At 25.1% G+C, this 22,073-nt stretch carries 17 protein-coding genes and 1 tRNA gene; 2 read left to right on the top strand and 16 right to left on the bottom strand.

What is annotated here, in order from left to right; translation table 11 throughout:
• Positions 1 to 6: 6 nt before the first annotated feature.
• From truA to ilvA, 15 genes are all read right to left on the bottom strand, one after another.
• Positions 7 to 831 (bottom strand): tRNA pseudouridine(38-40) synthase TruA, encoded by an 825-nt coding sequence (gene truA, locus C530_RS00180; RefSeq protein WP_014894957.1) that lies wholly within the window; start codon positions 829 to 831, stop codon positions 7 to 9.
• 3 nt (positions 832 to 834) lie between these two features.
• A complete protein-coding gene (gene asd / locus C530_RS00175; protein ID WP_014894956.1) occupies positions 835 to 1,926 on the bottom strand; it encodes an aspartate-semialdehyde dehydrogenase in 1,092 nt (363 codons plus the stop codon).
• Positions 1,927 to 1,951: 25 nt separating this feature from the next.
• Positions 1,952 to 3,037 (bottom strand): 3-isopropylmalate dehydrogenase, encoded by a 1,086-nt coding sequence (gene leuB, locus C530_RS00170; RefSeq protein WP_014894955.1) that lies wholly within the window; start codon positions 3,035 to 3,037, stop codon positions 1,952 to 1,954.
• A gap of 6 nt (positions 3,038 to 3,043) precedes the next feature.
• Positions 3,044 to 3,670: a 3-isopropylmalate dehydratase small subunit gene (gene leuD, locus C530_RS00165; protein WP_014894954.1), complete on the bottom strand. Its 627-nt coding sequence runs from the start codon at positions 3,668 to 3,670 to the stop codon at positions 3,044 to 3,046.
• A gap of 1,584 nt (positions 3,671 to 5,254) precedes the next feature.
• Positions 5,255 to 6,274 carry an ornithine carbamoyltransferase gene (argF, locus tag C530_RS00160; RefSeq protein ID WP_014894953.1) on the bottom strand — a complete coding sequence of 340 codons (1,020 nt, stop codon included), beginning with the start codon at positions 6,272 to 6,274 and terminating at the stop codon, positions 5,255 to 5,257.
• 57 nt (positions 6,275 to 6,331) lie between these two features.
• Entirely contained in the window at positions 6,332 to 6,760 is a 429-nt protein-coding gene (gene atpC, locus C530_RS00155) for an ATP synthase F1 subunit epsilon (protein WP_014894952.1), read from the bottom strand.
• A gap of 220 nt (positions 6,761 to 6,980) precedes the next feature.
• Positions 6,981 to 8,351 carry a F0F1 ATP synthase subunit beta gene (gene atpD / locus C530_RS00150; protein ID WP_014894951.1) on the bottom strand — a complete coding sequence of 457 codons (1,371 nt, stop codon included), beginning with the start codon at positions 8,349 to 8,351 and terminating at the stop codon, positions 6,981 to 6,983.
• A gap of 23 nt (positions 8,352 to 8,374) precedes the next feature.
• Complete coding sequence (gene atpG / locus C530_RS00145) at positions 8,375 to 9,241, bottom strand: ATP synthase F1 subunit gamma (RefSeq protein ID WP_014894950.1); 867 nt, start codon at positions 9,239 to 9,241, stop codon at positions 8,375 to 8,377.
• Between the two features lie 4 nt (positions 9,242 to 9,245).
• On the bottom strand, positions 9,246 to 10,778 hold the full coding sequence (atpA, locus tag C530_RS00140; RefSeq protein ID WP_014894949.1) for a F0F1 ATP synthase subunit alpha: 1,533 nt from the start codon (positions 10,776 to 10,778) through the stop codon (positions 9,246 to 9,248).
• 11 nt (positions 10,779 to 10,789) lie between these two features.
• Complete coding sequence (locus C530_RS00135) at positions 10,790 to 11,311, bottom strand: F0F1 ATP synthase subunit delta (protein WP_014894948.1); 522 nt, start codon at positions 11,309 to 11,311, stop codon at positions 10,790 to 10,792.
• Entirely contained in the window at positions 11,308 to 11,778 is a 471-nt protein-coding gene (gene atpF / locus C530_RS00130) for a F0F1 ATP synthase subunit B (protein WP_014894947.1), read from the bottom strand. Before atpF ends, C530_RS00135 begins: the two co-directional genes overlap by 4 nt.
• Before the next feature lie 54 nt (positions 11,779 to 11,832).
• A complete protein-coding gene (gene atpE / locus C530_RS00125) occupies positions 11,833 to 12,057 on the bottom strand; it encodes a F0F1 ATP synthase subunit C (RefSeq protein ID WP_014894946.1) in 225 nt (74 codons plus the stop codon).
• Positions 12,058 to 12,094: 37 nt separating this feature from the next.
• Positions 12,095 to 12,919 (bottom strand): F0F1 ATP synthase subunit A, encoded by an 825-nt coding sequence (atpB, locus tag C530_RS00120; protein WP_014894945.1) that lies wholly within the window; start codon positions 12,917 to 12,919, stop codon positions 12,095 to 12,097.
• Between the two features lie 1,321 nt (positions 12,920 to 14,240).
• Entirely contained in the window at positions 14,241 to 15,014 is a 774-nt protein-coding gene (locus C530_RS00115) for a ferredoxin--NADP reductase (RefSeq protein WP_014894941.1), read from the bottom strand.
• Positions 15,015 to 15,040: 26 nt separating this feature from the next.
• Complete coding sequence (gene ilvA / locus C530_RS00110; RefSeq protein ID WP_014894940.1) at positions 15,041 to 16,612, bottom strand: threonine ammonia-lyase, biosynthetic; 1,572 nt, start codon at positions 16,610 to 16,612, stop codon at positions 15,041 to 15,043.
• 2,271 nt (positions 16,613 to 18,883) lie between these two features.
• Here ilvA and C530_RS00105 point away from each other — a divergent pair.
• Positions 18,884 to 19,747: a glycine--tRNA ligase subunit alpha gene (locus tag C530_RS00105; protein WP_014975204.1), complete on the top strand. Its 864-nt coding sequence runs from the start codon at positions 18,884 to 18,886 to the stop codon at positions 19,745 to 19,747.
• Positions 19,740 to 21,701, top strand: a complete 1,962-nt coding sequence (glyS, locus tag C530_RS01475) for a glycine--tRNA ligase subunit beta (protein WP_080585999.1) — start codon at positions 19,740 to 19,742, stop codon at positions 21,699 to 21,701. The genes C530_RS00105 and glyS overlap by 8 nt, the downstream gene beginning before the upstream one ends.
• Here the strand turns inward: glyS and C530_RS00095 are convergent.
• Positions 21,661 to 21,734: transfer RNA gene (locus tag C530_RS00095), tRNA-Ile, on the bottom strand. The genes glyS and C530_RS00095 overlap by 41 nt on opposite strands.
• Positions 21,735 to 22,073 lie beyond the last annotated feature (339 nt).

Raw genomic sequence — 22,073 nt, 5'->3', positions numbered from 1 at the left:
ATTTTTCTAAATATAAAATAACTGATGTGAACCTATATATTCTGTTGGTAGTTGATCTTGTAATTCTTTATTAAATAGAACATCAACCAAATATAATCCTTTTGCTGTTGCTGTTTTACCTGCTTCTTTGCGATTTTTTTTTAATAATAAATTTTTGCACCATTTTACTGAACGACGACACTTACCTATGTCTACTAATACTCCAACAATATTTCTTACCATATGATGTAAAAATGAATTTGCTTGTATATCAATTATAACTATTGGACCATAGCTACGAACTTCAATAAAATGTAAAATTTTAATTGTATTTATAGATTTACAACTTGAAGAACGAAAAGATGTAAAATCATGTTTTCCAACCAAACTTTGAGCAGCAATATGCATTTTCTTTATATTTAGAGGTTTTTTCTGCCAAATCCTAGTATTCCTTATTAAAGCTGAATGTACAAACTTGTTATAGATTAAATAGTTATATCTTCTAGCAATTGCTTTACGCGAGTTAAACTTATCAGATACTTTAACGACCCAACGAATTCGTATATCACTAGGTAATTTAGAGTTTAGACCTAATACCCATGCTTTTTGACTACGACATATAAATGTATCAAACTGCGCTATTTGCTTTATTGCATGTACCCCAGAATCTGTTCGCGAACTAGCTTTTAAAGTAATTGAATGTCCTGTAAAATACTTTAAAGCTTCTTCTATTTGTTGTTGTATTGTATTAAAATGTTTAAGTAGTTGCCAACCAAAATATTCACAACCAATATATTCAACACCTAAAACTATACGTCCATAAATAAAATTTAAATTATAAAACAAAGTCATAAGTTATCTATTAACGAGTATTTTTAGCATTCTTCTTATAGGTTCTGCTGCCCCCCATAATAGTTGATCTCCTACTGTAAATGCAGTTATAAATTTGCTTCCTATACTAGCTTTACGTAATCTCCCTATTGGTATTGACATAGTACCTGTTACTGCTGCTGGTGTTAATTTTTTTAAACTTTGAGTACTATTATTTTTTATAACTTTTACCCAAGGATTATGTTCTTTAATTATTGATTCTATATCCTTTATAGGAATATTTTTTTTCAACTTAATAAAAAATGCTTGAGAATGACAACGCATAGCACCAATTCTCACACATATACCATCTATTTTAATTGTATTAGGAGAACAACCTAATATTTTATTAGTTTCAACATTTCCTTTCCATTCTTCTTTACTTTGTCCATTATCCATCTTTTTGTCTATCCAAGGCATTAAACTCCCAGCTATAGGAGCTCCAAAATTTTTTATTGGTAGCTTACCCATAAACTTAGTAATTTTTGAATCTATTTCTAAAATTGATTTTGCATTGTTATTTTTCTTAACGATATTACCAAGTATACGCATCTGATTTAATAACTCAATCATATGCTTTGATCCAGCTCCTGAAGCTGCTTGATATGTCATAGAAGTAATCCATTCTATAAGGTTATTTTGAAATAAACCACCCAAACTTAACAACATTAAACTGACTGTACAGTTTCCTCCAATAAAATTTTTTATGCCTAAATATAAACTTTGTTCTATAATTTTAATATTTATAGGATCTAAAACAATAATTGAATTACTATCCATTCTAAGTTTACTTGATGAATCAATCCAATAACCGTTCCAACCAGTATTACGTAAACTCTTATAAATCCGATTTGTATAATCCCCTCCTTGACAAGTAATAATGACATTTAATTTTTTTAGTTTGTTTAAATCATAAGCATTTTGTATCTTTGTGGCATAAATAGGACCTGTTTTACCAAATTTAGTTGTAGAAAAAAAAATAGGTTCAATATAATTAAAATCATTTTCTTCAAGCATACGTTGAATTAAAACTGAACCTACCATACCTCTCCAACCTACGAAACCCATTTTAAGCATTAATTGATTTTCCTAATAATTTTGTTTAAATTAATTTTTCAAATTCTTCAATAATTAAATCACCCATTTGTTTTGTAGAAACTATTTTTATTCCAGTATATTTTATATCTGCTGTACGAAATCCTTTCTTCAAAACATTACTTATAGAAGCATTTAAATATTTAGATAATAAAGGTTTTTGTAAGGAAAAATGTAACATCATTGAAACTGATAAAATTGTAGCAATAGGATTAGCAATTCCTTTATTTTCAATATCTGGAGCACTTCCATGACAAGGTTCAAATAAAGATTGTCCTATTGAATTTATAGAAGCTGAAGGCAACATACCTATTGATCCCGTTAAATTAGCCGCTTCATCAGAGATGATATCTCCAAACATATTTCCAGTAACAATTACGTCAAAGATTTTTGGTGATAATATAATTTGCATAGCGGCATTATCAACATACATATGAGAAACTTTTACTTCCGGATATGACTTGGCTAAATCAGAAATTATTTCTCTCCATAACCTTGAAACTTCTAGAACGTTAGCTTTATCTACTGAACAAATTTTTTTTTTACGGGTTTTAGCAATTTCAAAAGCTATTATACCAATTCTACGTATTGCTTTTTCATCTAACTTTGATGTGTTATAACCATGTCGTAAAAAATATTTATTATATAAAACACCTCTTGGCTTACCAAAATAAATACCTTGACTTAATTCTCTTACAAGCAAAATATTAACATTTGATAATTTTTCTGATTTTATGCTTGATGATAATACTTGTGGATTAAAACAAGTATGTCTTAAATTAGCAAAAAACTTTAATGATTTACGTAATTTTAACAATCCATATTCCGGGCGTTTATTAAAGTCTTTTATATTATCCCACTTATGACCTCCTACAGCACCTAATAAAATTGAGCGAGATGCTTTTGCTGCTTTTAATGTATCATTTGGAAGTGGTAAACCAACTGTATCTATTGCATAGCCGCCAATTTTCGCATAACGAATAACTGAATTAATTAATTTCTTTTTTTGCAAAACTTTAATTACTTTAACTGCTTCATTGATCACTTCGGGCCCTATACCATCACCAGGTAAAATCAAAATTTCATTTTTCATATTATTTTATAACCAAGGATTTTTTTTGTTATGAATATGTTCAAACTTTTTAATAAGTTTTATTTCTTTAAATGTAATCCCTATATCATCTAACCCATTTTCTAAGCAGTATTTGCTAAACGGATCTATTGTAAACTTAAACTTTTTTCCACTTTTATTATATAATATTTGTTTTGGTAAATTTATATTTACCATATAACCTTTTTCTTTGCAAACAGATAAAAACAGATCCTTTATCAAATTTTTTTTGACCGTTATAATTAGAATACCATTTTTTAATGCATTATTATAAAATATTTCTGCAAAGCTTTGCGCTATAATTATTTTAAAACCATACTCTTTAAGTGCCCAAACTGCATGTTCTCTAGAGCTTCCACATCCAAAATTCTTACGTGTTAATAATATACTAGCTCCTTTATATCTAGATTTATTTAAAACAAAATCTTTATTTATTAATCTGTTTTTTTTTCCTGGATAACCTTCATCAATATACCGCAATCCATCAAATAAATTTAAACCAAATCCACTACTATTTATTGCTTTTAAAAATTGCTTAGGAATTATTAAATCAGTATCTATGTTTGATCTATTTATAGGTACAACTAATCCTTTGTGCTTAATAATTTTTTCCATTTTAAACCTCTACAGCAAAATACCTATTTAAACTGCTTTCTTATTTTTATTATTGTGTTTTTTTTTCGTTTTTTTTTTTACAAACTTTCCCGCGCCGTTACTACTTTTTTCTGTTATGTGTTATGTTTATTTTCTTTTTATACAACCGTTTGTTTCTCTTTAGCTTTATATGTTTTATATTAGATGTCTGTTGTTTTAGCTTTTGTTTTCTTTTTATGCGTTATATTTTTTTTGTTAGTGTTTACTCTTAGTTTTTATGTTCTTTTTTTGTTATTTAGAGTTTATTTGTTTGATGTTTGATGTTAGATGTTTGTTTTTTAGGTTTTAGGTTTGAGTTGTTAGGTTTGAGGTTTGAGGTTTGAGGTTTGAGGTTTGAGGTTTGAGGTTTGAGTTGTTAGGTTTGAGGTTTTAGGTTTTAGGTTTTAGGTTTGTTACTACCTCTTTATTTTTTGCTTTTTGTTTATTCTTTGTTATTTCTTTTTTTTTGTTAGTCGTTTGTTGTTATTTTTTATAACTATTTGTTAGCTGTTTTACCTTCTTCTTTTTTTATAAGTTTGTTGTATTATTAATTATTTCAATTCTTATTTGTTATAATTTTATTAAATATTGTTTTGTGTTTTTGTTATGTAATACAACTTATGCTTAAATATTGTTAATTGTTAAATAATTAGGTGTTAGAGGTTTGTTGTTATTGATTATTAGTTTTGTTGTTTATTTATTTATGTTTTTTTTTGTTAGAGGGTTAGTTATGTTTTTATAATAAATTTGCTAGATCTTTTTCTTTTTATGTTGTTATGTGTTAGATGTTACTTATTTCTGTGTAAGAGGTTGTTTGATGTTAATTGGAGATTGGTTTTTTAGAAACGTTAGAGGTTATTTGTTGTTTTGTAGATGTTTATTTAAAGATGTTAAAGAGGTAAGAGTTTAGATGTTAAAATAAAATGGTTATATTTTTAGGTTGTAGGTTTATTTATTAGATGTTAAAATTGTTATTTGTTTAGAGTTTTAGTTATTAGAGTTTAGAGGTTAGAGTTGTTAGGTTAGAGGTTGTAGGTAGTAGGTAGTAGGTAGTTGGTAGTTGGTAGTTGGTTGTTGGTTGTTGGTTGTTGGTTAGAAGTAATATGTTGTTTTTTATATATTATTTGTTGTTATGTAGAGGTTTTTGATTATTTTTTAGAGGATAGTTATTATTTTTTGTTGTTTGATGGTTTTTAAAAAGAAGTTGCTTTAAAGTTTTAAGATGGTTTTTTTTATCTGTTAGTTATTTGATGTTGCTTTTAAGATTTTAGAGGTGAGGTATGTTGTTTGATGTTGCTTTTAAGATTTTAGAGGTGAGGTTTGTTGTTAGAGTTTTTATCTGTTAGATGATTTTTGTTATTGTATTTAAGCATAGTTGTTGTTGTTATGTGTTATATTGTTTTTAGAGGATGGCTTTATTATTAGAGGTCTATTTCTGTTTTTTATACTATTATGTTATTTGACAATTGTTTGTTGTTGTAGGTAATAATAAAGTAGTTGTAAAGTAGAGAAGTGTTAAAAGAGGTTGTTAAAATAGTTATTGATTAAAGTTATAGTAGTTTGGGGTTAACTCAACGTAGAAACCAAAATAGCTTTGATTGTATGTATTCTATTTTCAACTTGATCAAAAGAAATATTAAATGAAGATTCAAAAATATCATCAGTAATTTCAAAACCATTCAATAAAGTTTGATTGTTTTTTATAAGCTTATGTTTTTTAAATAAGTTATTTATAACAAATGGTTCAGTATTGTGAAAAGAGGGTAAACAATGCATTACTTTAACTTTAAAATTATTGGTATGTTTTATAAGTTCGTTATTTATTTGATATTTTGAAAGAAAATTAATTCTTTCACACCATACCTCTTCGCTTTCTCCCATAGAAACCCAAACATCCGTGTATATAAAATCTACATTTTTTACAGCAAGATAAGGATCTTCAACTAAAAGTAGTTTTGAATTGTTTTTTTTTGCTATGTTGTTACAAAATATAAAAAATTTTTCTTCTGGCCAAAATTGTTTAGGAGCAGCAATTCGTACATCCATTCCAAGTTTTGCACCAATTAACAATAAAGATCTTCCAATGTTGTAACGTGCATCACCTAAATAAACATATTTTATTTTATTAAAAGATTTATTGTTACTATGCTCTAACATAGTCAATACATCAGCTAAAACTTGTGTTGGATGAAATTCATTTGTTAATCCATTTAAAACCGGGATACCTGAATTTTTTGCTAACTCTTCAATTATTTTTTGGCTAAAACCTCTATATTGAATTGCATCAAACATACGACCTAATACTTTTGCTGTATCTTTAATAGTTTCTTTTGCTCCAAGTTGAGAAGAGTTAGAATCAATGTAAGTTACATTAGCACCTTGATCCTTAGCTGCAATTTCAAAAGCACACCGAGTCCTAGTTGATGGTTTTTCAAAAAGCAAAGCTAAATTTTTACCTTTTAATCTAGGATATTCATTACCTATATATTTTGACTTTTTTAAATAACTTGCTAGATTTAATAAATAATTGATTTCTTCTTTAGTATGATTCATTAAGCTTAAAAGATTCCTATTACGTAAATTCATTTACTTTTTTCCTTACACGGTTTAGTCTTTCATTTTTTGTATATATTTTAGTTTATGTTAAGCATTGTTAGTTAATGTAGTTTTAAATTGTTTTAAAGTACGTAAGCGAGAATGTGCTAAAGATATATCTGCAATTGCGCGTGTATAATTTATTGTTGATGATTTTTCTTTAATTAAAACTTTAGCTTCATTAATATTTTTAGTTAGTTCATATTCATTAATCTCATTAGCTTTAATAATAGAATAAGATAAACATGAAATCATATTTGATTCAACTTCAATTAAACCACCATCTAAATAAAAAATTTCTTTCTTATTATTAATATGTGTAATTATTAAAGGACCTGAATTTAATTGTGTTATAAATGGGGTATGTCCTGATAAAACGCCTAATTCCCCTTCCGTACCAATTGCTGTTATTTGTTTTATTTTTTTTGAAAAGATTAAACAGTCTATACTCATAATATCACATTGAATACTGTTCATATGAATTCCAAGTCTACTCTCTTTTATATTTATGTTTTTTATTACTATATTTTTTTGTTTTTTTTCTGTGTTATATTTTTTGCCTATTTTTATGAGACTTTTTAGCTTACTTTAATTATGCTGTATGATCTTTTATTTCGTTATGTAGGTACAAACTGTTATTATATTATGAGGTGTTGATGTTTAAAGAGGTGTTAATGGTAAGATGTTTTTATTGTGATTATGGTTTATATTTAGTTTTAACTTCTTCAATATCACCAATCATATAAAAAGCTTGTTCAGGAATTTCATCAAATTCTCCATTTAAAATACGATTTACTCCTAAAATAGTATCTTCAACTTTTACATATTTACCTACTTTACCTGTAAATATCTCTGCAACAAAAAAAGGTTGTGATAAAAAGTTTTGAATTTTACGAGCTCTATTTACAATGTTTTTATCTTCCTCAGTCAATTCATCTAACCCTAAAATAGCTATTATATCCTTCAATTCTTTATAACGTTGTAAAATCTTTCGTACTTTTAAAGAAACTTTATAATGGTTTTTACTCACTACTAAAGGATCTAATTGCCTAGAATTTGATTCTAAAGGATCTATAGCTGGATAAATGCCTAACTCTGCAATTTTGCGAGATAATACTATGGTAGCATCTAAATGAGAAAAAATCGCCGATGGAGATGGATCTGTTAAATCATCAGCTGGCACATAAACTGCTTGTATTGATGTAATTGACCCTTTTTTGGTTGAAGTAATTCTTTCTTGTAACATCCCAACTTCTTCTGCTAATGTCGGTTGATAGCCTACAGCCGAAGGCATTCTTCCTAATAAAGCTGATATTTCCGTCCCTGCTAATGTAAACCTATATATATTATCGATGAATAATAACACATCTCTACCTTCATCTCTAAATGCCTCTGCAATTGTTAAGCCTGTTAATGCTGTACGAAATCTATTACCTGATGGTTCATTCATTTGACCATAAATTAGAGCAACTTTATCAAGAACTTTAGACACTTTCATTTCATTATAAAAATCATTTCCTTCACGTGTTCTTTCGCCTACTCCTGCAAAAACAGAAAATCCTGAATGTTCGATCGCTATATTTCGAATTAATTCCATCATGTTTACAGTTTTTCCGACACCAGCACCACCAAAAAGGCCTATTTTACCTCCCTTAACAAAAGGACACATTAAATCTATTACCTTAATACCTGTTTCTAAAATTTCATTATTAATAGATTGTTCTATATATTTAGGTGGTTTTTTATGAATTGACATATTTGTTTTCTCATTAATTGGGCCTTTTTCATCTATAGTTTCACCTAAAACATTCATTATTCTACCTAATGTTTGAACACCTACGGGTACTTTTATAGGAGATTTTGTGTTTATCACTTTTAAATTTCGCTTTATACCTTCAGTTGATCCCATAGCTATAGTTCTTACTATATTATCACCGATGTGTTGTTGAACTTCTAAAGTTAAACTAAGGTTTACTACTTTTAATGCATAATAAATTTTAGGTAAGTTATTATTTTTAAATTCTACGTCAATTACTGCACCAATAATTTGGACAATTTTTCCATTCATTTTATTTCCTTGTGGTAATATAATTATACTAATGCTGCGGCTCCATTTACTATTTCAGAAATTTCTTGCGTTATATTTTCTTGCCTTAATTTGTTATAAGTATTATTTAAATCTATTATTAAATTGTTGGCATTTTCTGTTGCTTTTTTCATTGCCATCATTCGCGCTGATTGTTCACAAGTTATATTTTCTAATACAGATTGATATATTTGAGCTTCAACATATTTAGTTAAGATATTATTTAATAATTTATTAAAATCATAAGTTTCATAAATATAAACTATTTTCTTTATGATTTCTTCTTTTATATTTCTAGTTAGAGGTAAAATCGTTTTTATTATCGGTAATGATTTGATTGAATTTATTGATTTATTATATATTATTTGAATACAATCAATATTATTTTCATCATAATCTTTGATTATTAGTTTTATTAAATTATAAAACTCATTGGTTTTGGGATATTCTCCTATTTTTTTTATATAACATACAATTTCTCCACCATATTTTTTTATAAATTTATTACCAATTCTTCCTATAGTGCAAAAACAATAATTGTTTTTATTGTTGTTTATATAAGTTAATAATTTTCTGAATACCTTTATGTTTAAACCTCCACATAGTCCCTTATCACTCGTTATTAAAATATAACAAGTTTTTTTATTTTTTTTATTTAAAGTAATATACTTATTTTTATAATTTATATTTTGATCAGTTAAAATACGGATACATAACGCTGTTATTTTTTGAGTATAATACCTACTTAATAACATTCTATTTTGTATTTTACGCAATTTAGAAGCTGATACCATTTCCATAGCACTAGTAATTTTTTTTGTATTATTTATAGTTTCAATTTGTACTTTTATTTCTTTTGTCGCTATTATCAATTTTTTACCTATGATTTTCTTTAAATTTTTCTAATATTTGTTTTAATTGCTCTATATACTCTTCTTTACCTTTTTTATTTATCAAATTTCTTATTTTTTTATATTTTATATTTAAATATTTTATTAGTTCGTTTTCAAAAAAAGCTATTTTTTTTATATCTACATCGTTTAAATAATCTTTATTTGCAGCATACAATAAAATTGCTAATTCAGCTACGCTCCTTTTGTTTAGTTGCTTTTGTTTCATTAATTCTGTTATATTTCTTCCTTTAATAATTTGTTTTTTAGTTATTTTATCCAATTCTGAACTAAATTGTGCAAAAGATTCTAACTCTCTATATTTAGCCAAAGATAAACGAATACCTGATCCTAATTTTTTTATAATTTTAGTCTGTGCAGAACCACCTACTCTTGACACTGATAAACCTACATTTATTGCAGGTCTTATGCCATTATTAAATAAATTTGTTTCTAAAAAAATTTGCCCATCGGTTATAGAAATTACATTTGTAGGAATAAACTCTGATACATCTCCACCTTTTGTTTCTATAATTGGTAAAGCTGTTAATGACCCCGTTGTATTTCTTCTTCCTTTTGTCTGATTACCAACAAACTTCTTATTAACCCTGCAAGCTCTTTCTAATAATTTTGAATGGATATAAAAAATATCCCCCGGATAAGCTTCTCTTCCTGGTGGTCTTTTTAACAACAATGATATTTGTCTATATGCCCAAGCTTGTTTTGTTAAATCATCATATACAATTACTGCATTTTTTCCTCTATCACGAAAATATTCACCCATCGTACAACCTGTATAAGGGGCTAAATATTGCATTATAGCCGGGTCTGATGCCGAAGCAACAACTACTATTGTATAATTCATAGCTCCATATTTCTCAAAAACATTTACAATTTTTACAACATTAGATTTTTTTTGCCCGATAGCAACATATATACAAGTTATATCTTTATTTTTTTGATTTAAAATTACATCCAAGCATAGCGATGTTTTTCCAACATTTCTATCACCAATAATTAATTCCCTTTGCCCTAAACCTATTGGAATCATTGAATCTATTGCTTTTATACCTGTGTTTAATGGTTGATTTACAGTTTTTCTGCAGATAACACCTGGCGCTATTTTTTCAATTAAATCTTTTTTTTTTGTTTTTATTGTTCCTTTACCATCTATAGCAATTCCTAATGTGTCTACAACTCTACCAATTAGTTCTAAACCGACAGGTACTTTTAATAAGTTACCTGTGCATTTACCTTTCATTCCTTCTGAAAGATTCTTATAATCGCCTAAGATCACTATACCTACATTCGTGCGTTCAATATTAAAGACTAAACCAAAAATATTGTCCACAAATTCTATTATTTCACCATACATAGCATCATATAATCCATACATTCGAACGATTCCATCAAATACATTTATAATGATTCCTTCATTTTTCAAATCTAATTGAAACTTAATATTTGTAAGTTCTTTTTTGATTATATTACTAAGTTCAGAAAACTTTAATTGTTTCATAATTCATCATCCTAATACCCTAATATATTATTTTTTAATTTATTTAATCTACCGATTATTGAACAATCTATATTTATATTTTTAAGCTTTATAATAAAGCCACCCATTATCTTTTTTTTTATTTTGATCTTTATTATAAAAATTTTTTTTTTTAATTTTAAACTTATTTTGTTTGTTATTTGTTGTTTTTGCTTTTTGTTCATTATAAAAGCACTAAGTATTTCTATACTCATAATCTTATATTGTTGTAGTATCTTATTTTCATAATACAATAAAATATATTTTGTTTTCTTATTTTGATTAGCTATTAATAATAACTTTATTACTTTTAAACTGTCTGTATCTAAAACCCTTTTTAATTGTGTCTTAACCCAAAAACTTTTACATACATTATTTTTTTTATAATAATTTAAAATAAACTCAACAATTTTTATTCTATTTTTCCATTTATCTAAATCTTTTGATAAAACTGATACTGTCCATAATGCTTTTAAATATGGGTTGTTTTTTTTTAATTTTACAGATATTTTCATATTTTGTTTACTAACTTTTTAAAAATTTCTTTATTTATGTTTATATTTATTGAACTTTCTAATAATTTTTCTAAACCGATTAAAGATACTTTTATTAGTTTTTCATGCAAATCTTTTTTTCTAATTGCCAAATGCTCTTCAAATAACTTTTTCCTGTTTTTTAATTCAATATCACTTTCTTTTTTCGATATATTTCTTGCTTTTTCAAGTATTACATTGTGATGTAATCGTGCTTTTTCTAATATTAAATCTGCTTCTTTCTTTGCTATACATAAAATATATTTTGATTCTTTTTTTGCTTTATATAATTCTTTTTTTGCTATATTAGCAGCTGTTAAAGCATTATTTATTGTTTTTTCTCTATCTAATATATTTTTTTTTATTGGCGGCCAAATGAAATTTTTACAACACCATATTAAAATAGAAAAGTTTATAACTTCACATAAAATAGTTAAATTAATATTCACAAAGATTACCTTAACCTTAACCTTAACGTTTTAACTTAATGTAAGTGATTCCTTTCAACCTGCTACTACAAAAATTAAATATAAAGCAATACCTACACCAATCATTGGTACAGCATCTATTAATCCTGTCATTAAAAAAGTACGAGTTAATAATAAATTACTTAATTCTGGTTGTCGTGCAGTTGATTCTAACAATCTACCCCCTATAATACCAAAGCCTATTCCCGTTCCTACCGCACCTAAACCTATCATTATAGCTGCTGCTATATAAATTTCCATTTTTATGTTTTCTCCATGTTTATTGATTTCATCTTAATTAATTAGTTTTATACGATCTATTGAAATAAATTATAGTCAACATCATAAAAATAAAAGATTGTAAAGGTATTATTAAAATATGAAACATTCCCCAAATGAAACTTAAAATCCATTGCATCCAAAAAGGTAACATATTTATTAAAATAAATATAACTTCTGAAGCAAACATATTTCCAAATAAACGTAAAGATAAAGATAAAGGTTCCATTAATAAATTAATTATTTCTAGAATAATATTAAACGGTATACAAACTAACTTGTTAAATGGATGTGTACAAATTTCTTTCAAAAACCCGGTTAAGCTTTTGTTTTTAATATCATAAAAATTTATTATAAAAAACACACTTATTGCCATACCTGCTGTGATGTTTATATCTGATGTTGCTAACACTTTAATGTTTTGATCTAATTTTAGCCAATATAAAAATATATTTATAACATCAATAGGTAACAAATCTATACAATTCATTAATAAAATACTCATTAAAATAACTACTGACAGCGGTCCTATTAAATCATTTTTATATTTAAAGTTATTAATTATTATGTTGTTTATGTTTTCAATTATATATTCTACTACATTTCTTAACCCTTTAGGACTAGTTGTATAATTCAATAACAACGAACATTTTTTAAATACAAAAAAGAATAATAAACCAATAACTATAGAAACCAATATTGAATCTAAATTAATTGAAATAAAACCCATACTTTTTATTTGTTCTATATTATGTGCTAATACCCAAACGTTTTTTTTCGTTAGTCCAACTGTTAAATTTTGCAAATGATGTTTTATATACTTCGTATAAATTAAATTTTTCATAATATGTTTTCTGCGTTTTTATATATTTTCTTTTATATGTTTATTTATTTATGTATTTATGTTATGCGTTTTTATTTATACTTTTATGTTTTCTGCTTGTGTGATTTTCGCTTGTATGTTTTTGCTGAATTCTTTTATATTTGTTTTGTGTTAAGTTTAAAATCAATATTATTTCTCTTTTTTTTTCTTTCTCTATGTTTTTGTTTTATGATGTTAATTTTTGCTTGTGTTCTGATTTTTGTTTATGTTCTGTGTTAATTTTTCTGATTTTTGTTTTCTGCTTGTGTTCTTTTTTATTTTTTTTGCTGTTAGTTTGATTGTTAACTTTTTTTTTCCTTTTTATTTATTTTACACTGTTTCAGATTTGTCACTTTAGATGGTTTGTGTTTTAAAGCTTTAAGTTATTAGAGGATATATTATTGCTGTTGTATTTAATTAATTATTAGCGAAAAAGAGTTGTATAATAAATAAAACTAGGTTAGTTGTTGCTTAAAAATTTTAAGATTATAGCTTTTGTTTATTTGTAGGTTGTAGGTTGTTTGCTTTTAAGACTTTTGATGTGTGGTTTGTGGTTTGTGGTTTGTGGTTTGTTTGTTAGATGTTTATTTAAAGATGTTAGATAGTTGGTAGTTAATAGTAAGAGGTGTTTGTTAGAGGTTGTTGTATTAAAGAGGTTTAAGGTAACTGCTTTTTTTTTTATATTTATTGATAATTTATGCTTTTGTGTTATGTGTAATCTGTATATCTTTTAATACGTTATATGATATGTTTTGTTATCTGTATGTGTAAGTCTTATGTTTGTTGAAATTATTGGCCATTGTTTAAGGTCTTAATGGTAGGTTGTGTTAAGCTGTCTTGTGTTAAAAGTTAAAGTTTAATACTATTTAAAAGGTTATGTACAGTTGTTAAATATATTATTGTGTTGTTAAAGATACTGTATTAGTTATGTCAATTTGATCTAATGGACTAGTAGACAATGGGAGTATGTTATATATAAAAGGTAAATTGATAATGGCTAAGTTATTAAAATTTAGCTAAGTGCTTTTTCTTATTTATCTTGGTGTAAGGTAACTGTAAAACTAGAGTGATAGTGGTGTATATGAAAATTGTGCTGTTTATAAAAATTAAAAATTGTTTGAAAGGTTAAACGATTGTTTGGTTTTTATAGTAAATTGATATAAAAAGCAGTTATAAATTATAAGAAACCGTATATCTGGTATATAAATTAATTCGTAAAGATGTTAGCAAATGTGTTGTTATGTTATATTTAGTAGTATAAGTTAGTAATATGTCGTAAATCGTAAAATACATTTTAGTGAATTTAGTTGCTTATAAAAGAATATTCAAATACAAAATCATTTGGATTATTTATTATTGAAAATCTAAAAGATAACTTAGTTAAATAATATATAAGTTCTTGTAACATAGCTCTATTACCGCATAACATTAACTTATCATAATGAAAATTAAGAAAAGGTAACTTTAAACATTTCAATAAGGTTCCTTTAATAAGAAGCTCTGTTATTCTACCTTTATTTATATAAATTTCCCTAGAAATTGTTGGATAATAAATTAACTTTGTTTTTATGTTAACAATATACCTATAAAAAATGTTTTTATTAACAAAAGTTTTATATGCTATATTTTTTATATAACTTACTCCATGTATTAAAATAATTTTGTCAAACCTGTTATATATCAGTGGATCTTGTATTAAACTTATAAATGGTGCTAAACCAGTTCCAGTAGATAAAAGATATAAAATTTTACCAATTCGAATATTATCAAGTATTAAACTTCCAGAAGATTTTGTACTTATTAGTATATAATCACCAATTTTTATATTTTTTAATAATGATGTAAATTTTCCGTTTTTTATTGTTATTGAAAGAAATTCAATATGATTTGCATAATTGGGGGTAACGATAGAATAAGCTCTTATTATTAATTTATAGTATTTATTATTATTTAAACCAATAAGTATAAATTGCCCATTATTAAAACGAAAAGTTTTATGTTTGGTAATAAAAAAACTAAATAAATTATGATTCCAATGAACAACGTTTAAAATTTTTTCAAGACAAAAACTTTTCAATCAAATTCTCCATTACATAATTATTTTCAATTTTGATTTAAAAACATTTTATAAGCAACATTTTTGCTTTCGTTCCAATATCTATAACCTAACTTATCTAAATTACTTTCTACTTGTTGTTTTTTATTTTTATATAATTGAATAGCTATTAAAACACGACCATAGGCATAGCCATAATTTCTATAATGAAATAAAGAAATATTAAATATTTCTGGTAAACTATTTAAAAATTTTATTAATGCTCCTGTTTTTTCTGGAAATTCAAAACAATATAATTCTTCTTTATAATTTTTTTTATTTGTAAATTTATTTACTTGTCCTCCAATTAAATGACGAATATGTATTTTTATTAATTCATTTGAACTCATATCTTTAACTAAAAACTTAGCCTTACGTATATTATTAATTACTAATTTTTTATCTTCATTCCCTGGAATTATTTTTAAACCTATCAATATATTTGCTTTTTTTTTATTTAAAAACCGATAATTTAATTCAGTAAACCTTTTCTTGTTTCCTATTATATTACATAGACTTTTTAAACTCCCTATAGATTCAGGTAATTTTATAGCTAATATTAATTCTTTGTTTTCCCCTAGTGCTGTTCTATGTGCTATATATTGTAATTTGTCAAAATTAATATTTGCTCCAGTATTAACACAAATTAAATTTTTATTTGTAATGTTTTGTTTTATTATATATTTTTTTAAACCAGCTAAAGATAAAGCTCCTGAAACTTCTGCCAATGCTCTTGTATTTTCAAATATATCTTTTACTGCACTACACATTTCATCTATATTAACAGTTATTAGATCGTCTAATATATTTTTTATTAACTTTAAAGGCTTCTTTCCAACCCGTGATACTGCTACTCCTTCTGCAAACATGTCTATAGTATTTAATGTTATTGGATAACCATATTTAATTGCTTCTTTTAAACAAGCAGAATCTTCTGGCTCTACACCAACGATCTTTATTTTAGGACGTAAATATTTTAGATACGCTGTAATACCTGCAATTAATCCTCCTCCGCCAACTGGAACAAATATTGCATGTATTTTATTTTTATATTGTTTTAATACTTCCATCGCTAAAGTGCCTTGACCTGCAATAACTTCTGTGTCATCAAAAGGAGGTATGTAAGTATAACCATAATTCTTTACTAAACTTAACGCATACTTTAAAGACGAATTAAAATTATCACCTTTTATTAAAACTTCACATCCAATCGATTGTACAGATAAAACCTTAATTTCAGGTGTAACTTTTGGCATAATAATAATTGATTTTATACCCAATTTTTTTGCCGCTAAAGCAACTCCTTGTGCATGGTTTCCAGCTGAAGCTGTAATTACGCATTGAATATTCTTATTTTTTAATAAGTTTCTCATACAGTTATAAGCGCCTCTAACTTTAAACGAAAAGTTTAGTTGTAAATCTTCACGCTTTATAAATATGTTGTTTTTTAAATAAGTAGAAAGTAACGGCGTACAAGCTAAAGGTGTTTCTTTAGCAAGTTCATACACTTTTGCTTTAAGTATTTTTTTTACATAATTCTCTACTATGAAGTTATATCTTTTATATTCACTGTTATTCATATTTATTTCTTTTTTTTTTGTTTATTTTATGATTTTAATTTTATTCTATTAGTAAAACTGTACGACTTTACTTGTTTTTTTAAACTTATATTGCCGAATATCTTTACTTTTTTTCATATAATATCTCTTATATTCTTGACAACTTATCCGACTCTTCCATTTTTATATAACTTCTCTTATTTTTTTTGACAACCTATCCGACTCTTCCATTTTTACATATAACCTGTATACTAATCTTACTATTATTCCATTAATACCAATAACACCACTCTATCTATATTCTATTTAATCAACTATTAATCATAACATCTAATTTATATTTTTAATATGATTATACATTTACTTTACCTATACCGAAAATAACTCAATAATGCCTGTTATCGCTAAATAATAGACAAATAAAACATCTAAGCTAAAATTTAACCTTTAATTAAGTTAATAAGACATATTCAACAAAACGCATACCCCTAATACCATTAACAATTAATAATTTTATGTACTTAACTTTAAAACAATTCATATATATACCACATCTATCAGTTATCTTTTAACTACTCATCTATTTTTTACCACAAATGTTAAACAAAACAACATCTAATACATTTTAACTAACCTTCTCATCACTCTACCAAAAACAAATATCTCTCTTTTACCTAACACAGCATTTAACCATTATTATACAAACCCTTTTTTCTTTTATACTACATTTCTTTTTTTCTCTTTACCTTTCTTATATTACTTCTTACAAACACCTCATAAAACCATAATTATACACACCCTTTTTCCTATAAAAAAAACTTTATACAACCCCTAACCACAATTTCTTCTCTCTTTTTTCCTTTAACACGTTCTAGTCTAACCTACAAACCTTTTTTACCACATTAACCTATCCAATTACACACATTTAGCATTTCACTAATTTATTTAACAGCTTCCACAAATCATCTAAATCTATTTTTTTCTTTACATAACACACTTTTACTTATTTAACAACCTACCTCTACTACCTTACTTTAACAACTTCTTACCTAACTACTAACACAAATACACCTTACTCATAACCCATAAACTTTATAACAGCTAACTTTAATTCAATTCCTATAACATCGTGCATTTATCCTGTTAACACAGAATATCAAACATTAATTACAGCTAACACAAAAAGCAATATCAAACATAAAACTTTTATCAACAACAAATTACAAATAACCTCTAACCTCTAACCTCTAATTTTAAAACAAATCCTCTAACAGACTAACAATATAACCTCAAAAAGCTTTAATCTTTTTAGCCAATACTTTCCTACAACCTACAACATACAAGCTACAAGCTCTATCCAACATAATAACATCCTACTTCCTCTAACTAACAAAATTAACAAAACCTCAAACCTCAAATAACTAAATATCTAAAATACAACATAATGCCTACAATATCTAAAATTTAAACATACACAATATAGTAGTATTGCTATACATAATACTAAAGACAATAGAAAAAGACGAAAGAGTTTATACAAGGCTTAACTATAGTACAGATAAAAACAAAACAATATACAGAAAAAAACATACAAAATACTAAAAAGAGAAGAACAAAGAAAGCAAAAAAAACATAGAATATAAAAAATCAAATAAAACATATAAAAACTCTAACATACAACCTCCAAAATAAATAAACCTCTAATAAATAACAACTAACAAACAAACAAAACAATTCCTAAAACCTCTAATAAACAATTCAAGCAAACAGTATAATCTCTAATCTCTAAAAAGCAACATCTTTAAACTAACAGCTAACAGCTAACAGCTAACAGCTGAATTCTGAAAGCTGAATTTTTCAAACTACAACATAACCTCTAACAATTAATAACTTAACAAACAGCCTATAACCAATACAAACTAACAGCCAAAACTAACATATAATAAACAAGAGCTAACATCAATTGCAACTTTTTACTACTGCTATTATCTAATACAACTATTAATTTTAACAAAACATATAATGCATAAAACAATAACAATAACAAGAGCAAGAGCAAGAGCAAGAGCAAGAGCAAAAGCAAGAGCAAGAGCAAATATCAAAGGCAAATAATAAAAAACAGCTAAAAATAACTATAAAAACAACAAAAGCAAAGATCTAAAGCAAATAGCAATAAACATAGAAAAATAATAAAACAAAGAATTAGTTAAAAAAAAAGAATTGAAAGTTAAAAAAAAAAACACTAATATAAAAAAATACCTATAAAAAAAATATAAACTGAAAACAAGTAGAATGAAAAAAAAATATATTACTATTGAAAAAATAATTTTAAGTTTAAAAAAGTTTTGGTCTAATTTGGGTTGTATTATTTTACAACCTTTTGATCTAGAAATAGGTGCTGCTACATTTCATCCTTTTACTTTTTTTACGTCTATAAATAAAACTATAAAAGTTGTTAAAACTTGTTTTGTTCAATCTTGTAGAAGGCCTAAAGATGGTAGATATGGAAATAAAACAAATAGATTACAACATTATTATCAATTTCAAGTTGTTTTTAAACCTTCACCAAAAAACTTTCAAAATTTTTATTTAGATTCATTAAATACGTTAGGTGTTAATTTAAAATTAAATGATATAAGATTTTTAGAAGATAAATGGGAGTCACCTAGTTTAGGAGCTTGGGGTTTAGGTTGGGAAGTATGGTTAAATAATATAGAAATTACACAAATTACCTATTTTCAACAGATAGGAGGTATAGATTGTTCTCCTGTTACAGGAGAGATTACATATGGACTTGAAAGAATAGCGATGCATTTGCAAAGTATAGATGATATATATGACATAAAATGGAATAAAAATATTAGTTATGGTGAGCTATTTTTACAAAATGAAAAAGAACAATCAACTTATAACTTTAATTGTTTAAACAAACAAAATTTGTTAAAAAAGTTTTTAAAATATGAAACTACGTGTTTTCATTTATTACAAAAAAAATTAATCATGCCTGCTTATGAAAATTTATTAAAATCATCACACATTTTAAACTTATTAGATTCTTGTAAAATTATAGATTTTATAGAAAAAAAAATGTATATACATCGCGTAAGATCTATGGCTTTTGAAATTGCAAAAAAATATATAAACAATTATGAATAATTTATTTATTGAAGTTGGTTTTGAAAACTTACCTATAAAAGCTAATGAAATTATCATCAACAATATTATAAGAATTTTAAACCAAAAATTCAGAACATATACCTATAAACAAAATAAAGAAAATTTTTATTTTAATACAATAAATGTTTTTACAACAGCTAGACGTATTGCCATACATATAGACAGTATACACAAAGTTTTGGTTAATAAATTAAAACATATACTTAAAATTGCTATAAAAATCTTTTTAACAAAGATATCAGCATTACAACAAATGAGATGGGGACAAAAGTCAAAAAAGTTTATACGTCCTATAACATGGTTTATTTTGTTATTTAATAAAAAGATAATAAACATTAAATTATTTAATATGTTGTCTAATAGAAAAACTTATGGTCATATAATACATTGTAAAAAATATATAAAACTAAAAAATAGTAATGAATACTTATTAAAAGTAAAGTATCCTGGTTATGTACTTGTTAAATTAAATTATAGATGTGAAATAATTAGACATATGATTTTATATAATTCTAATAAACATAATTTAGTCGTAAGTATAGATCAAGTCCTATTAAGATTTATTACTCATTTAGTTGAGTGGCCCGTAGCGATAGTTATAAACTTTAATAAAATATTTAAAAATTTTCCGAAGGAAATAACAATCTTTATTATTAATTTTAAACAAAAAGGGTTTCTTTTATTAAATAAAAAAAACATTATAACAAATAAATACATTGTTATTGTAAATGTAAATACTTTAAATAAAAAAAAATTAATAACTTTTTATGAAATGAATATAAACATTTGTTTTTATGATATTTTATGTTTGGTACTATATGATTTAAAAAGAAATTTATATGAACGTTTTAAAGATTTAGAATTAGTAATTTTTCAATATAACTTAGGTACTTTAGCTGATAAAACTCGTAGAATTATTACCATTTTAAAAAAATATGTACAATATATAGGTGGAAATGTTTACATTACTATTAGAGCTGGATATTTAGCAAAATGTGATTTCCTTACATACTTTGTTAATGAGTTTAACTTATTTAAAGGATTAATTGGATCTTATTATTGCTATATAAATAAAGAGAAACTTGAAATCTATAAAACATTGTATCAACAATATTTACCAAATCAATATATAAATATTTTACCTTATACAAAAGAAGGTATATCTTTATCCCTATCAAATAAAATAGACGATTTAATAGGTTTTTTTTATTTGGGTTATAAATTTAATAATAGTAAGGATATTTTCTTTACAAGAAGATTAGCTTATATAATATTAAAACTTATTATTTTAAATGAATATAATTTAGATTTATGGTTTTTGATTCTGTATTCCTTTTCTCAGTACAACTGTTTTTTAAAACTTAATCATTTTGTAAAGGACATAATATGTTTTATAACAGACAAACTATTAATTATAACTTACAAAATACATATCTATAAAACAAGTTTTGGTTCTATACAACATACAAGTTATTGTCCTTATGATTTGTTTAGACGGAGTTATATAATTAATTATTTATTAACTAATAATACGTTTATTTACAAAATAATAGAAATTAATAAAAGAATAAATAACTTTATAAAACAATTTAAAAAAAAATATAAACATAATTGCTTTTTAAAAAAGACAGTTAATATAAGACATTTAAAAACAAATGCAGAATATAAATTATTTAATTCAATATTATTTTTTAAACAAACCTATAATAAGTTACTAAGTAACGGTAATTGTAACTACAAAGATATTTTTTATATAAGTTATACGCTACATACTAAATTTAACGCATATATAAAAGCTCTTCAAATTTTTCAGAATAATATTAATGTAACTAAAAACAACATTTTAATCTTATTAACTATATTTAATATCTTTATCCGACTTTCTGATTTTATAGGCCTAGTAGGACTTGAACCTACAACACAAGGATTATGAGTCCTCTGCTCTTACCTATTGAGCTATAGGCCTTACCATCTATAGCGGCATTCACAAACCATGCTTTAAATCAACTTTTTATTATTCATATATTCTTTAACATTATACAAATTATCTATTTTAAAAAGTTTTAACATACTTACACTTACATATGTGAATCTACCCGCTACCACTTCTATTATATCTTACATTTAACTTATACTCTGATAACCCCTATTAACTGATAACACTAACTACTACCTATTCCTATTCCTCTTCCTGTTCCTGTTCCTGTTCCTGTTCCTCTTTTATACATTTCTCTCACTGCACAACACAATATTTACTTACCCCAAGCAACAAAAACTTATAAAACATCTATAAACTTTAAACAAT

Source organism: Candidatus Portiera aleyrodidarum BT-B-HRs (assembly GCF_000300075.1).
Taxonomy (GTDB): Bacteria; Pseudomonadota; Gammaproteobacteria; order Johnevansiales; family Johnevansiaceae; genus Portiera; species Portiera aleyrodidarum.
The sequence above is the reverse complement of the archived record's forward strand: the minus strand, read 5'-3'. Positions and strand labels throughout refer to the sequence as shown.

Coding starts and splice junctions, on each gene's coding strand:
- leuD (WP_014894954.1), bottom strand. CDS start 3,670: ATGGAAAAAATTATTAAGCACAAAGGATTAGTTGTACCTATAAATAGA.
- atpD (WP_014894951.1), bottom strand. CDS start 8,351: ATGAATGGAAAAATTGTCCAAATTATTGGTGCAGTAATTGACGTAGAA.
- atpE (WP_014894946.1), bottom strand. CDS start 12,057: ATGGAAATTTATATAGCAGCAGCTATAATGATAGGTTTAGGTGCGGTA.
- atpB (WP_014894945.1), bottom strand. CDS start 12,919: ATGAAAAATTTAATTTATACGAAGTATATAAAACATCATTTGCAAAAT.
- glyS (WP_080585999.1), top strand. CDS start 19,740: ATGAATAATTTATTTATTGAAGTTGGTTTTGAAAACTTACCTATAAAA.
- atpA (WP_014894949.1), bottom strand. CDS start 10,778: ATGAAACAATTAAAGTTTTCTGAACTTAGTAATATAATCAAAAAAGAA.
- C530_RS00105 (WP_014975204.1), top strand. CDS start 18,884: ATGAAAAAAAAATATATTACTATTGAAAAAATAATTTTAAGTTTAAAA.
- C530_RS00135 (WP_014894948.1), bottom strand. CDS start 11,311: ATGAAAATATCTGTAAAATTAAAAAAAAACAACCCATATTTAAAAGCA.
- leuB (WP_014894955.1), bottom strand. CDS start 3,037: ATGAAAAATGAAATTTTGATTTTACCTGGTGATGGTATAGGGCCCGAA.
- truA (WP_014894957.1), bottom strand. CDS start 831: ATGACTTTGTTTTATAATTTAAATTTTATTTATGGACGTATAGTTTTA.
- argF (WP_014894953.1), bottom strand. CDS start 6,274: ATGAATTTACGTAATAGGAATCTTTTAAGCTTAATGAATCATACTAAA.
- ilvA (WP_014894940.1), bottom strand. CDS start 16,612: ATGAATAACAGTGAATATAAAAGATATAACTTCATAGTAGAGAATTAT.
- asd (WP_014894956.1), bottom strand. CDS start 1,926: ATGCTTAAAATGGGTTTCGTAGGTTGGAGAGGTATGGTAGGTTCAGTT.
- atpC (WP_014894952.1), bottom strand. CDS start 6,760: ATGAACAGTATTCAATGTGATATTATGAGTATAGACTGTTTAATCTTT.